The 14279-nt window shown below is 34.2% G+C and carries 11 protein-coding genes and 1 other annotated feature; all 11 genes read right to left on the reverse strand.

Annotation, left to right across the window (positions count from 1 at the left end; translation table 11 throughout):
* Positions 1-14: 14 nt before the first annotated feature.
* Complete coding sequence (gene fusA, locus CURI_RS11340) at positions 15-2081, reverse strand: elongation factor G (protein WP_014968405.1); 2067 nt, start codon at positions 2079-2081, stop codon at positions 15-17.
* Between the two features lie 75 nt (positions 2082-2156).
* Positions 2157-2627 carry a 30S ribosomal protein S7 gene (gene rpsG / locus CURI_RS11345; protein ID WP_041701801.1) on the reverse strand — a complete coding sequence of 157 codons (471 nt, stop codon included), beginning with the start codon at positions 2625-2627 and terminating at the stop codon, positions 2157-2159.
* A gap of 124 nt (positions 2628-2751) precedes the next feature.
* Entirely contained in the window at positions 2752-3171 is a 420-nt protein-coding gene (gene rpsL, locus CURI_RS11350; RefSeq protein WP_014968407.1) for a 30S ribosomal protein S12, read from the reverse strand.
* 24 nt (positions 3172-3195) lie between these two features.
* Positions 3196-3438 (reverse strand): 50S ribosomal protein L7ae-like protein, encoded by a 243-nt coding sequence (locus CURI_RS11355; RefSeq protein WP_014968408.1) that lies wholly within the window; start codon positions 3436-3438, stop codon positions 3196-3198.
* A gap of 110 nt (positions 3439-3548) precedes the next feature.
* The gene (gene rpoC / locus CURI_RS11360) at positions 3549-7085 is read right to left on the reverse strand and encodes a DNA-directed RNA polymerase subunit beta' (RefSeq protein ID WP_041701802.1); all 3537 of its coding nucleotides are present in this window, start codon (positions 7083-7085) and stop codon (positions 3549-3551) included.
* Between the two features lie 36 nt (positions 7086-7121).
* Positions 7122-10853, reverse strand: coding sequence for a DNA-directed RNA polymerase subunit beta (gene rpoB / locus CURI_RS11365; RefSeq protein ID WP_041701803.1), 3732 nt, complete (start codon positions 10851-10853; stop codon positions 7122-7124).
* A gap of 394 nt (positions 10854-11247) precedes the next feature.
* The gene (gene rplL, locus CURI_RS11370; RefSeq protein WP_014968411.1) at positions 11248-11619 is read right to left on the reverse strand and encodes a 50S ribosomal protein L7/L12; all 372 of its coding nucleotides are present in this window, start codon (positions 11617-11619) and stop codon (positions 11248-11250) included.
* 55 nt (positions 11620-11674) lie between these two features.
* Positions 11675-12181 carry a 50S ribosomal protein L10 gene (gene rplJ, locus CURI_RS11375; RefSeq protein ID WP_014968412.1) on the reverse strand — a complete coding sequence of 169 codons (507 nt, stop codon included), beginning with the start codon at positions 12179-12181 and terminating at the stop codon, positions 11675-11677.
* A gap of 25 nt (positions 12182-12206) precedes the next feature.
* Positions 12207-12337: a sequence feature (ribosomal protein L10 leader region), on the reverse strand.
* Positions 12338-12381: 44 nt separating this feature from the next.
* Entirely contained in the window at positions 12382-13080 is a 699-nt protein-coding gene (gene rplA / locus CURI_RS11380) for a 50S ribosomal protein L1 (protein WP_014968413.1), read from the reverse strand.
* A gap of 67 nt (positions 13081-13147) precedes the next feature.
* Positions 13148-13573, reverse strand: coding sequence for a 50S ribosomal protein L11 (rplK, locus tag CURI_RS11385; RefSeq protein WP_014968414.1), 426 nt, complete (start codon positions 13571-13573; stop codon positions 13148-13150).
* A gap of 133 nt (positions 13574-13706) precedes the next feature.
* Complete coding sequence (gene nusG / locus CURI_RS11390; protein ID WP_014968415.1) at positions 13707-14231, reverse strand: transcription termination/antitermination protein NusG; 525 nt, start codon at positions 14229-14231, stop codon at positions 13707-13709.
* Positions 14232-14279: the final 48 nt, after the last annotated feature.

Consider the following 14279-nt stretch of genomic DNA (forward strand, 5'->3'; position numbering starts at 1 on the left):
TACTATTTTAAGAATTATTTATTCATTATTTTTTCAGCTAAACTATTAGGAAGCGCTTCATAGTGATCAAATAGCATTATATAATTTCCACGACCTTGAGTATTTGAACGAAGGTCTGTAGCATATCCGAACATTTCTGCAAGCGGAACAAATCCTCTTATGATTTGAGCTCCCGATCTTGATTCCATACCTTCAATTCTACCTCTTCTTGAGTTTAAGTCTCCAATAACATCCCCCATGTATTCTTCTGGAACTGTTACTTCAACTTTCATGTATGGTTCAAGTATTACTGGTGCTGCTTTTTTCATAGCATCTTTAAATGCCATAGAACCAGCTATTTTAAACGCCATTTCTGACGAGTCAACGTCATGGTATGATCCATCAAATAGTGTAACTTTGAAGTCTAACACTGGATATCCAGCTAGTATACCATTTTGAGATGCTTCTTGAATACCATTGTCAACAGGTGCGATATATTCTCTTGGAATAGCCCCACCAGTAATAGCGTTTTCAAATAAATATCCTTCTCCAGGCTCTCTTGGTGCCATTCTGATCTTAACGTGTCCATATTGTCCACGTCCACCAGATTGTCTAGCATATTTAGAGTCAACTTCAACTTCTTTAGTAATAGTTTCTTTGTAAGCAACTTGTGGTTGACCTACATTAGCTTCTACTTTGAACTCTCTTAATAGTCTATCTACGATAACCTCTAAGTGTAGTTCTCCCATACCTGCTATTATTGTTTGTCCTGTTTCTTGATCAGTATAAGTTTTAAATGTTGGATCTTCCTCAGCTAATTTAGCTAAAGCAAGCCCCATCTTATCTTGATCAGCTTTAGTTTTAGGTTCTATAGCTATATGAATAACTGGCTCTGGGAATTCCATAGACTCTAATATAACAGGACTTTTTTCATCACATAGTGTGTCTCCTGTAGTAGTGTCTTTAAGACCTACCGCAGCAGCTATATCTCCTGCATATACTCTGTCTAGTTCTTCTCTTTTGTTCGCATGCATTTGTAGTATACGACCAATTCTTTCTTTTTTACCTTTTGTTGAGTTTAGCACATATGATCCAGACTCTAGAATTCCTGAATAAACTCTAAAGAAAGCTAATTTCCCAACATATGGGTCAGTCATTATTTTAAATGCTAAAGCAGCAAACGGTTCTTCATCAGATGAGTTTCTCACTTCTTCTTCTTCGCTTCCTGGCTTTGTTCCCACTATACCCTTTACATCTGTAGGAGCTGGTAGGTAGTCTATAACAGCATCTAATAATGATTGTACACCTTTATTTCTATAAGCTGATCCACAAAGAACTGGTGTTATAGAAACAGCAAGCGTAGCTTCTCTTATAGCCTTTTTAATTTCCTCTACGCTAATCTCTTCACCTTCTAGATATTTCATCATAAGTTCTTCATTTTGATCTGCTATAGCATCTAATAGTACTTCTCTATGTTCAGCAGCTAAATCCTTCATATCTTCAGGAATTTCAACTATGTCAAATTCCTTACCTAATTGATCCTTGTAAACCATAGCATTCATTTCAACAAGGTCAACTACACCTATGAAATCATCTTCTTTACCTATTGGTAACTCTATAGGCACTGCATTAGCTTTAAGTCTTTCTTTCATCATATCAATAGCTCTAAAGTAATCTGCACCTAGTATATCCATTTTGTTTACAAACGCTAAACGTGGTACACCATATTTATCAGCTTGACGCCAAACTGTCTCTGATTGAGGCTCAACTCCACCTTTAGCACAGAAAACTGCAACAGCACCATCTAGAACACGAAGTGATCTTTCAACTTCAACTGTGAAATCCACGTGTCCTGGTGTGTCTATAAGGTTAATTCTATGATTTTTCCATTGAGCAGTTGTAGCAGCAGAAGTTATAGTTATACCTCTTTCCTGCTCTTGCTCCATCCAGTCCATTGTAGCTGCACCTTCATGTGTCTCACCTATTTTGTGAGTTCTTCCTGTGTAGAATAATATTCTCTCACTAGTAGTTGTTTTTCCAGCATCTATGTGAGCCATTATTCCGATATTCCTAGTATTTTCTAATGAAAATTGTCTTGACACAGTATTCCTCCTCCCTATATTTCATACGGCCAATATACTTCGAGTATTCTTGGGAATACTTTCTTTATATATTTATTACCATCTGTAATGTGCAAAAGCTCTGTTAGCCTCAGCCATTTTATGAACATCTTCTCTTTTTCTAACACTAGCACCTGTATTGTTAGACGCATCAAGGATTTCTTTACCTAGTCTTTCAACCATAGTTTTTTCTCCTCTTTTTCTAGAGAATCCAACTAACCATCTTAATCCTATTGTTTCTCTTCTATCTGGTCTAACTTCTATAGGAACTTGGTATGTTGCTCCTCCAACACGTCTAGCTTTTACTTCTAGTACTGGCATTATGTTATTCATCGCTCTGATAAATACTTCTAATGGATCTTCTCCACTTTGATCTTTTACATAATCAAATGCACCATATACTATTTTTTGTGCTTTACCTCTTTTTCCATCTAGCATTGTTCTGTTTATTAACTTAGTTATAACCTTATCTTTATAAATCGGATCCGGCATAACATCCCTTTTAGGAACATGACCTTTTCTTGGCACAACGCTTCCCTCCTTAATCATATTAAATTAATTCATAGGTACTCGACCATATGTCGCAGTGCGCAACTCTATATATTAAACAGCATATTCAGCCGTCAATCTTTTCCGCACCTTTAGTCTAAAATTACTTTTCTTTTTTAACTCTTTTTGCTCCGTATTTTGATCTACTTTGCATTCTTTTATCAACACCTGAAGCATCTAGTGCTCCCCTTACAATATGGTATCTAACCCCTGGTAAGTCTTTGATTCTTCCACCTCTTATAAGAACAACACTATGCTCTTGTAAGTTGTGTCCTATTCCTGGGATATAAGCTGAAACTTCTATTCCATTTGTAAGTCTAACTCTGGCAATCTTTCTTAACGCTGAGTTAGGTTTTTTAGGTGTTACAGTTTTAACCGAAGTACAAACCCCTCTTTTTTGTGGTGAATTCATCTTTGTATATTTCTTTTTAAGTGAGTTGTAGTTAAAACCTAAATGAGCTGATTTAGATTGATAAGTTACTTTTTTTCTACCTTTTCTTACTAATTGGCTTATTGTTGGCATTAAAGCACCTCCTTCCAAAATTGTCTATTTCAATATAGCAGCAGAAGCTGCACTAACTTCAATTCCACAGGCCTTACCTAGTTCTTTCATAGTATCCATATATACAACTTCTATCAATCTTTCATCGCATAATGCTACTAATTCATGTACAATTCTAGGTTCTGCATCTTTAGCTATAAGCAGTTGCTTAGCTTCATCATGCATTATTGCTCTTTTAACCTGCTTAGTGCCTACTACCTTATTGGCTTCTTTTAGACTTTGTAACACTATAGTTTCCTCCTTTTTTAAATATCTGGAAGATTACGTGAAAATTCACGTAATCTTCTTGATAACAAAAGAGTATATCATACAGTTTTACACACTAGTATATTTTATCATCAGTTAGTTATAGTGTCAACATTTATCTCTTCTTCAATTTCATCTTTTTCTTCTGTATTTATAGCTATACTTTTATATCTTTTCATCCCTGTTCCTGCAGGAATTAACTTACCTATAAGAACATTTTCTTTCAGTCCTATTAAGTTATCTTCTTTTCCTTTTATAGCTGCTTCAGTTAATACTCTTGTTGTTTCTTGGAATGAAGCTGCTGATAAGAATGACTCAGTAGCTAAAGATGCTTTGGTAATACCTAATAATACCGTTGTACCAACAGCCGGTTTTCCACCCTCAGACTCTACACGTTCATTTTCTTTTTCATATTCAAATGTATTTATAAGTCCTCCTGGTAATAAATCTGTATCTCCTGAATCTTCTATTTTAACCTTGTTCAACATTTGTCTAACTATAACTTCTATATGTTTATCGTTTATATCAACACCTTGAAGTCTATAAACTCTTTGAACTTCTTTTACAAGATATGACTGAACTCCAGCTTCACCCTTTATCTTCAAAATATCATGTGGATTTACTGAACCTTCTGTAATTTCATCTCCAGCCTCCAGTACATTTCCTTCTCTAACTTTAATCCTTGAACCATATGGTATGCTGTAACTTCTTGATTCTCCATCTCCAGATGTTACGGTTACTTCTCTTTTTCTTTTTGATTCAAGTATTGTAACCTTTCCTGGTATTTCTGTTATAATCGCAAGACCTTTTGGTTTTCTAGCTTCAAATAACTCTTCTACCCTTGGAAGACCCTGTGTAATATCTGCTCCTGCTACTCCTCCTGTATGGAAAGTACGCATAGTAAGTTGTGTACCAGGCTCCCCTATTGATTGTGCAGCTATTATACCTACTGCTTCTCCTATATTAACAGATGTTCCTGTTGCTAAGTTTCTACCATAACATTTTGAACAAACACCATGTCTAGTTCTACATGCTAGTGCAGTTCTTATCTTAACTTCTTCTATTCCAGTAGCTATTATTTTATCAGCTATATCTTCTGTAATTAATTCTAGAGCTCCTACTATTTTTTCTCCCGTATTAGGATCAAACACATCTTCAAAGCTATATCTACCTTCGATTCTATCCCATAGTTCTTCTATAACTTCTTTTCCGTCTTTAAATGCTCTTGCTAATAGATATTCTTCTGTACCACAATCTTCTTCTCTTATTATAACATCTTGACTGACATCAACTAATCTTCTAGTTAAATATCCTGAATCGGCAGTTCTTAGTGCCGTATCTGCAAGACCTTTACGAGAACCGTGAGTTGAAGTAAAGAATTCAAGAACTGTAAGTCCTTCTCTAAAGTTAGATCTTATAGGCTGCTCTACTGTTCTACCTGAAGCATTTGCCATAAGACCCCTCATACCCGCAAGCTGTCTTATCTGATTTTTACTACCTCTCGCTCCTGATTGTGCCATTATGAATATATTATTCATTTCATCTAATCCACTCATAAGAGCTTCAGTAACTTTTTCAGTAGTTTTACTCCATACCTCTATAACTCTCTCATATCTTTCTTCATCTGATATAAGCCCTCTTCTATAAGACTTTTCATACTTATCTACTAGTTCTTCTGCTTCTCCTATAAGAACAAACTTTTCTTCTGGAACTATAATATCTTCTATACTAACTGTAATAGCTCCTATTGTAGAATATTTGAATCCTGTAGATTTGATATGGTCTAAAACTATTGAAGTTACAGTGTTTCCATGTTTTCTGTAGCACTTATCTACTATCTTTCCTAGCATTTTCTTATCAACTAGGGTATCTATCTCTAGTGAGTATTTATCTTTACTTCTATCAACGAATCCTAAATTTTGCGGTATGTGTTCATTAAATATAAATCTACCAACAGTACTTTCTACAAGCTTTCCTCTATCATCTTGTGAAAGCTTTACTCTTACCTTAACTCGAGCATGAAGTCCAACGGCTTTATTTTGGTATGCCATATACATTTCCTCAAAGTCTTTAAATACCATACCAGTTCCTATTTCCTCATCATTCTCAACTGTCAAATAGTAACTTCCTAGTACCATATCTTGAGTTGGAGTAGTTATAGGCTTACCATCTTTAGGAGCTAAAATATTATTAGTTGAAAGCATTAAGAATCTTGCCTCAGCCTGTGCCTCTGTTGATAGTGGAACGTGTACTGCCATTTGGTCACCATCAAAGTCAGCGTTATAAGCTGTACATACTAGTGGATGTAGCTTTATAGCTTTTCCTTCTACTAGTATAGGTTCAAATGCTTGTATTCCCAGTCTGTGTAATGTCGGTGCACGGTTTAGTAATACTGGATGCTCTTTTATTACAGACTCTAAAACATCCCATACTACTGGCTTAACTTTCTCAACCATTCTTTTTGCACTCTTAATATTATGAGCATAATTTTCATTTACTAATTTTTTCATTACAAATGGTTTAAATAGCTCTAGTGCCATTTTTTTAGGAAGACCACATTGATAGAATTTTAGTTCTGGACCAACTACTATAACCGAACGCCCTGAATAATCTACCCTTTTTCCAAGTAAGTTTTGTCTGAATCTACCTTGCTTACCTTTAAGCATATCTGAAAGAGATTTTAAAGGTCTATTTCCCGGACCAGTTACAGGTCTTCCTCTTCTACCATTGTCTATAAGAGCATCCACAGCTTCTTGTAACATTCTCTTTTCATTTCTTACAATTATATCTGGAGCTCCTAAGTCTAGAAGTCTTTTAAGTCTATTATTTCTATTTATAACTCTTCTATATAGGTCATTCAAGTCTGAAGTTGCGAATCTACCACCATCTAATTGGACCATAGGTCTTAAGTCAGGTGGTATAACTGGTACTACATCTAAGATCATCCATTCTGGTCTATTTCCAGATTGTCTGAATGCCTCTACAACTTCTAATCTTCTTATTATTCTTATTTTCTTCTGTCCTGTACTGTCTTTAAGCTGACTTCTTAATTCTTTGGCTTCTTTTTCTAAGTCTATTTTAGCTAAAAGTTCTTTTACAGCTTCTGCTCCCATAGCAGCTCTAAACTTCTGGCCAGCTTTATCATAGTTCTCTTTAGCCTCTCTATATTCGCCTTCATTTAAAAGCTGTTTCTCTGAAAGAGAAGTTTCACCCGGATCTATTACTATATAAGATGCAAAGTACAATACTTTCTCTAGCGATCTTGGAGACATATCTAATATAAGTCCCATTCTACTTGGTATTCCTTTAAAGTACCAAATATGAGAAACTGGAGCTGCTAATTCTATATGTCCCATTCTTTCTCTTCTTACTTTGGCCTTTATTACTTCTACTCCACATCTGTCACATACTACACCTTTATATCTTACTCTTTTATACTTACCACAGTGACACTCCCAGTCTTTAGTAGGTCCAAATATTTTTTCACAGAATAATCCTTCTTTTTCTGGTTTTAGCGTCCTATAGTTAATAGTTTCTGGTTTTTTAACTTCCCCTTTAGACCATTGTCTTATCTTCTCTGGGGATGCTAAAGCAATTTTTATTGAATCAAAATTTTCAAGTTCAAACAAGGGGTTATCTCTCCCTTCCATATAAGTATTTTGAAATTAGTCATCAAAATCTTCGTTAAAAAGGTCTTCTTCAAAGTCCATATCTTCATCTGTATTTACAAAATCTACTTCTACTTCATCTATATTATCCAAGTCATCTTCATCTATTTCATCGTCATCTTCTTCCTCATCTTCAATATCTGGCTCTCCGTGACTTGTAGGGATATCTTCTAAGTCAAATCCCATGCTTAATTCGCTTATATCATCATCATAAGATTCTCTTATTTCTATTTCATCATCTTCTTCAGTTAATACCTTTATATCTAAGCATAAACTTTGTAACTCTTTTATTAATACTTTAAATGATTCTGGTATTCCTGGTTCAGGTATATTTTCTCCTTTTACTATAGCTTCATAAGTCTTCACACGGCCTACTATATCATCAGACTTAACTGTCAGTATTTCTTGTAGTGTATGTGAAGCACCATATGTCTCTAGTGCCCAAACCTCCATCTCACCAAATCTTTGTCCACCAAACTGTGCTTTACCACCTAGTGGTTGTTGTGTAACTAAAGAATATGGTCCTGTTGATCTAGCATGTATCTTATCTGCAACAAGGTGATGAAGCTTTAGCATATACATATATCCAACAGTAACGTTGTTATCAAAAGATTCTCCACTTCTTCCATCTCTTAGAAGTATCTTACCACTTTCAGGTAACCCTACATTTCTTAGGGCATCTTTTATGTCATCCTCGTTAGCACCATCAAATACAGGAGTAGCTATTAACCAACCTGCTTTTTTTGCTGCTAAACCTAAATGCACTTCTAGAACTTGCCCTATATTCATACGTGAAGGAACCCCTAGTGGATTCAGTACTACATCAAGTGGTGTACCGTCTGGCATGAATGGCATATCCTCTTCTGGTAATATTCTAGATATTACCCCTTTATTTCCATGTCTACCACACATCTTATCTCCAACGTTTATTTTACGCTTAGTAGCGATGTATACTCTTACTAGTTGATTAACTCCTGGCTGAAGTTCATCTCCATTTTCTCTTGTAAATACTTTTACATCTACTATTATACCACTCTCTCCATGTGGTACTCTAAGTGATGTATCTCTAACTTCTCTTGCTTTTTCACCAAAGATAGCTCTAAGAAGTCTTTCTTCTGCTGTTAATTCAGTTTCACCTTTAGGTGTCACTTTACCAACTAGTAAATCATTAGCTTCAACTTCAGCTCCTATTCTTATAATACCTCTTTCATCTAAATCTTTTAGAGATTCTTCTCCAACATTAGGTATATCTCTAGTAATTTCTTCTGGTCCTAACTTTGTATCTCTAGATTCAGATTCATACTCTTCTATATGAACAGAAGTAAGTACATCTTCTTTTACTAGTCTTTCATTTAATAATATAGCATCCTCATAATTGTAACCTTCCCAAGTCATAAATGCTATTAGTAGATTTTTACCAAGAGCTATTTCTCCTTGATCTGTAGATGGTCCATCAGCTATGATCTGACCGCCTTTTACTTTTTCACCTTTTTGAACTATCGGTCTTTGATTTATACAAGTTCCTTGATTTGAACGCTTAAACTTAAGCATTCTATATCTATCTATTTGAGCATTGTCATCTCTTTTTATTAATATCTCGTCCGATGTTACTCTAGTAACCACTCCATCACTTTTGCTCACTACTACAGAACCAGAGTCTTTAGCAGCTCTATATTCTATACCAGTACCAACTATAGGAGTTTCTGTCTTCAATAATGGAACTGCTTGACGTTGCATGTTTGATCCCATAAGTGCTCTATTGGCATCATCATTCTCTAAGAATGGTATCATAGCTGTACCTACTGAAACTATTTGTTTAGGCGAAACGTCCATATAGTCAATTTCATCAGAAGGAACAACATCTACCGCACCATATTTAGCTCTAGCTATCATTCTTTTATTTACAAATTCGCCATCTTCCGTTAGTGGTTCATTTGATTGAGCTACTATAAATTCGTCTTCTAAATCTGCCGTTAAATACTCTATTATATCAGTAACAACTTTTTTCTCTTTGTCTACTTTTCTAAAAGGAACTTCAATGAATCCATAGTCATTAATTCTAGCATAAGTAGTTAAAGATGTTATAAGTCCGATATTTGGACCTTCTGGCGTCTCTATAGGACACATTCTTCCATAGTGAGAGTGATGAACGTCTCTAACCTCAAATCCTGCTCTGTCTCTGCTAAGTCCACCTGGTCCTAATGCAGACATTCTTCTCTTGTTAGTTAACTCTGCCAATGGATTAGTTTGATCCATAAATTGAGACAACTGGCTACTTCCAAAGAATTCTTTTATAGCGGCTGAAACCGGTCTTATATTAATTAATGCTTGAGGCGTTACTACATCTACATCCTGAATAGTCATTCTTTCTCTAACTACTCTTTCCATTCTAGATAATCCAATTCTAAATTGATTTTGTAGAAGTTCTCCAACCGAACGTAATCTTCTATTACCTAAATGATCTATGTCATCTACATTTCCAACTCCATGGAACAAGTTAAACTCATAACTGATTGATGCAATAATATCTGGTATCGTTATGTGTTTCGGAGAAATCTCCCTGATATTTTCTTTAATTGCATCTTTTAGATCTTCAGGATTTTCATTTTCGTCTATTAGTTTTTTCATTACAGGGTAATATACTTTTTCTTTTAACCCTAATTCATCTAGTGAAAAAGGTAAGCTAAATGATTTAGCATCAACAAAATGATTTCCAACAACATTAATTGTTTTACCATCTTCAGTTAATACTTTCACCGAGTTTATTCCTGCATTTTCTATAGCTATAGCTTTATCTCTAGATATCTTTTCGTCCTTTTCTACTAGAATTTCACCTGTATTAGGATCTACTATTGCATCTGTCGATTTTTTGTCAACAATTCTGTTGTGTAAAGCAAGCTTCTTATTAAATTTATATCTTCCGACCTTGGCCATATCATATCTTTTAGGGTCAAAAAACAAAGTATCAAATAGTGATCTAGCACTATCCAATGTAGGTGGTTCTCCTGGTCTAAGTTTTTTATAAATTTCAATAATTGCTTCATCACTAGTTTTCGTACTGTCTTTTTCCAATGTCTTTAGTAGATGTTCACTTTCTCCTAGAAGTTCTATTATTTCAGAATCTGAACTATATCCTATTGATTTAAGTAATACAGTTATAGGTATTTTTCTAGTTCTATCTACCCTTACATATACTATATCGTTAGAGTCTGTTTCATATTCTAACCAAGCTCCTCTGTTTGGAATTACAGTAGCAGAATATAGTCTTTTTCCAGTCTTGTCTATTTCTCTTGAGTAGTATACGCTAGGGGATCTCACTAATTGACTTACTATAACTCTCTCGGCACCATTAATTATAAATGTACCTTTGTCCGTCATTAGAGGGAAGTCACCCATAAATACCTCTTGTTCTTTAACTTCTCCTGTTTCCTTATTTATTAACCTAATTTTAACTTTAAGCGGTGCAGCATATGTGGCATCTCTTTCCTTTGACTCTTCTTCACCATACTTAGCTTCATCACCAATTGAATAATCTACAAATTCTAAAATTAAGTTTCCTGTATAGTCTTTAATTGGAGAAATATCTTCAAACACTTCTTTTAATCCTTCTTCTATAAACCAATTATAGGATCTTTTTTGTACCTCAATTAAATCTGGTAGTTCTAGTACTTCGTTAATTTTTGAATAACTCATACGAACCCGTTTTCCTACTGAAACAGGATGCACCATTGTAAATTCACCCCTCATCAAAACTAATAATCAAATTAAGCCATCTTACTTTTATTACTAGGATGGCATCTCTTTGTTATTATATCTATTATAATAGTATTCCCTTATTAACTCTTTCTTATTCAAAATCTTCATGGCAAATTTAGCCTATTTTACATCTTATAATATTATCACATTCAAATAAAGTTGTCAAGTAATTAAATCTCTTGAAAATTCAAAATACTGTTCCATAATGAATTTGAGTCTTTAGTTTTATTCATGAATTTCTCTATAAGTTTTAGAGTAAGATAATGAGAGTTTTTGCTTTAGACATGATACTTGTGTGATGGCTGATATATAAGATAAAAAAAGGCTTCATCTTAAATGAGGCCTTTTCTTATATATTCAATTTAAACTACTTTAATTCTATAGTAGCTCCAACTTCAGTTAATTTAGCTTTCATTTCTTCAGCTTCTTCTTTTGAAACTCCTTCTTTTATTGCTTTTGGAGCTCCGTCAACTATTTCTTTAGCTTCTTTTAATCCTAATCCTGTTATTTCTCTTACAACTTTTATAACTTTAATTTTTTGTGCTCCAGCGTCTGCTAAAACTACTTCAAATTCTGATTGCTCTTCTGCTGCTGCTCCACCTGCTGCTGCTGCTCCACCTGCTACTACAACTGGTGCTGATGCAGATACTCCAAATTTTTCTTCTGCTGCTTTTACTAATTCATTTAATTCTAGAACTTTCATTCCTTCTATAGCTTCTAATATTTGCTCTATAGTCATTTTATGACACCTCCGAATTTTTTTCATAAATTTAATTTAAAAGTATATTAATTGTTTATGCGCTTTGCTCTTCCTTCTTTTTAGCAATTGCATCAAGTAAGTAAACAAAGTTAGATACTGGTGCTTTAAAGCTTCCAAGAAGTTTAGCAATAAGCTCTTCTCTTGATGGTACTTTAGATAGCTCATCTAGCATTTGTGCATCATAGTAAGCTCCTTCAACATATCCCATTTTAAATTCTAACTTTGGGTGATTTTTAGCAAAGTCACTTATTATTTTAGCAGGGGCTACTGCATCTTCATAGCTTATTGCTATGGCATTTGTTCCTACTAAGTTTACTTCGTCGAACATTTCCATATTGCCAACTTGACTAGCTGCTCTTCTTACTAGTGTGTTTTTATAAACTTTGTACTCTACTCCTGCTTCTCTGAATTTACTTCTTAATTCAGTTACTTCTTCAACAGTAAGTCCTCTATAGTCAACAACTACACAAGATGTAGATTTTTCTAACTTTTCAGCTATTTCTGAAACTACACTTTTTTTGATCTCTATAGCTTTTGTCATGGGGCACCTCCTTCTTTCCTACTTATATAATATATAAAAGCCTTCATATATCCATAGATATACAAAGGCTCTAACAATCTTTTATGATGTCACCCTCGGTAGGATTTTTAAAACTATTTTGTTCCCTACTTTCTACGGATATATTCTTTTTTTATAACATATGATATTCTATCAGTATTATATATATATGTCAACACCTTTTAGTCCATTAATTTTTGAGAATTTATCTTAATTCCAGGACCCATAGTGCTTGAAATCACAACATTTCTTAAATATTTACCTTTTGCAGCCGCTGGCTTAGCTTTTATTATAGCGTCCATTAGCGTGTCAAGATTTTCTTTAAGTTTTTCTGTTCCAAATGATTTTTTTCCAAATGGAACGTGGATTATACTTGTTTTATCAACTCTATATTCAACCTTACCTGCTTTTATATCATTTATAGCTTTCTCAACATCAAATGTAACTGTTCCTGACTTAGGATTTGGCATTAATCCTTTTGGTCCTAATACTCTACCTAGTCTACCTACAACTCCCATCATATCTGGTGTTGCAACAACTACATCAAATTCAAACCAGTTTTCATTTTGTATTTTAGTTACAAGTTCTTCTGCTCCTACAAAGTCCGCTCCAGCACTTTCAGCTTCTTTAGCTTTATCACCTTTTGCAAAAACAAGAACTTTGCTCACTTTACCTGTACCATGAGGTAGTACTATTGCACCTCTAACTTGTTCATCAGCGTGTCTTGGATCTACACCAAGTTTTACTGATAATTCTATAGTTTCATCAAATTTAGCTTTTGCTGTTTGTTGAACTAACTCTATAGCCTCAACAACATCGTATAAATTATCTTTATCAACTAGCTTAATGCTTTCTTGATATCTTTTACCTCTTTTAGCCATATTCCTTAACCTCCTTAGTGGTATTAGCGGTTAGTTTATACCTCCCACTTTTTTCGCAAAATTACTGTTATTCTTCTACAGTAATTCCCATACTTCTAGCTGTTCCAGCAACCATGCTCATAGCAGATTCAACGCTTGCTGCATTTAAGTCTGGCATTTTTAACTCTGCAATCTCTTTAACTTTATCCTTTGAGATTTTTGCAACTTTAGTTTTATTTGGTACTCCTGATCCTGTTTCAATTCCTACAGCTTTTTTAAGTAAGATTGCTACAGGTGGAGTTTTTGTAATAAATGAGAATGATCTATCTTGGTAAACAGTAAGCACTACTGGAATTATCATACCAGCTTGATCTGCAGTTTTAGCATTGAATTCTTTTGTGAACTGCACAATATTTACACCGTGAGGTCCTAATGCTGTACCTACTGGTGGTGCTGGAGTAGCTTTTCCAGCTGGAATTTGTAGTTTAACTAGGGCTATTACTTTTTTTGCCATTTGTGTTGCACCTCCTTATTTCATTACGTTTTTTATTTGGTGGTCAATATATTTTATTAATTGTTTAGTTCATTTATATACTTACAATTTTAACTCACCATATATCTTAAAGCCAATTAGCTTTAAAAGCATTTTAATAAAATCTTTCTACTTGTTCGAAATCTAATTCTACTAAAGTTTCTCTGCTAAACATAGATACAAATACTTTTAATTTTCTTTTTTCATTATCTATATGTTGAACTGTACCAGTAAAGTCTGCAAAAAGTCCTGATTTTATTTTAACTACCTCATCTATATTTAAGTCTATTTCTGGTAATTTTTCTTGGACTCCTAAAGCCTTAACTTCATCTTCACTTAAAGGTACAGGTTTTGATCCTGGCCCAACGAATCCAGTTACCCCTCTAGTATTTCTTACTAAGTACCATGATTCATCTGTCATCATCATGTTCACAAGGACATATCCCGGAAACATTTTTCTTTCTTTTACTTTTGTTTTTCCATTTTTACTTTCGTTATATTCCTCTGTTGGAACTTTTACATCGAAAATAACGTCTTGCATTCCTCTGTTTTCAACTAACTTTTCGATATTAGCTTTAACTTTATTCTCATGTCCTGAGTAAGTATGAACTACATACCACTTTTTTTCGTTAATGGTCATTCCTGACCAAGCTCCTTTCAAGTACCTTTTTAGGTATTTTTTTGCCTG

It is taken from the genome of Gottschalkia acidurici 9a (assembly GCF_000299355.1).
Taxonomy (GTDB): Bacteria; Bacillota; Clostridia; order Tissierellales; family Gottschalkiaceae; genus Gottschalkia; species Gottschalkia acidurici.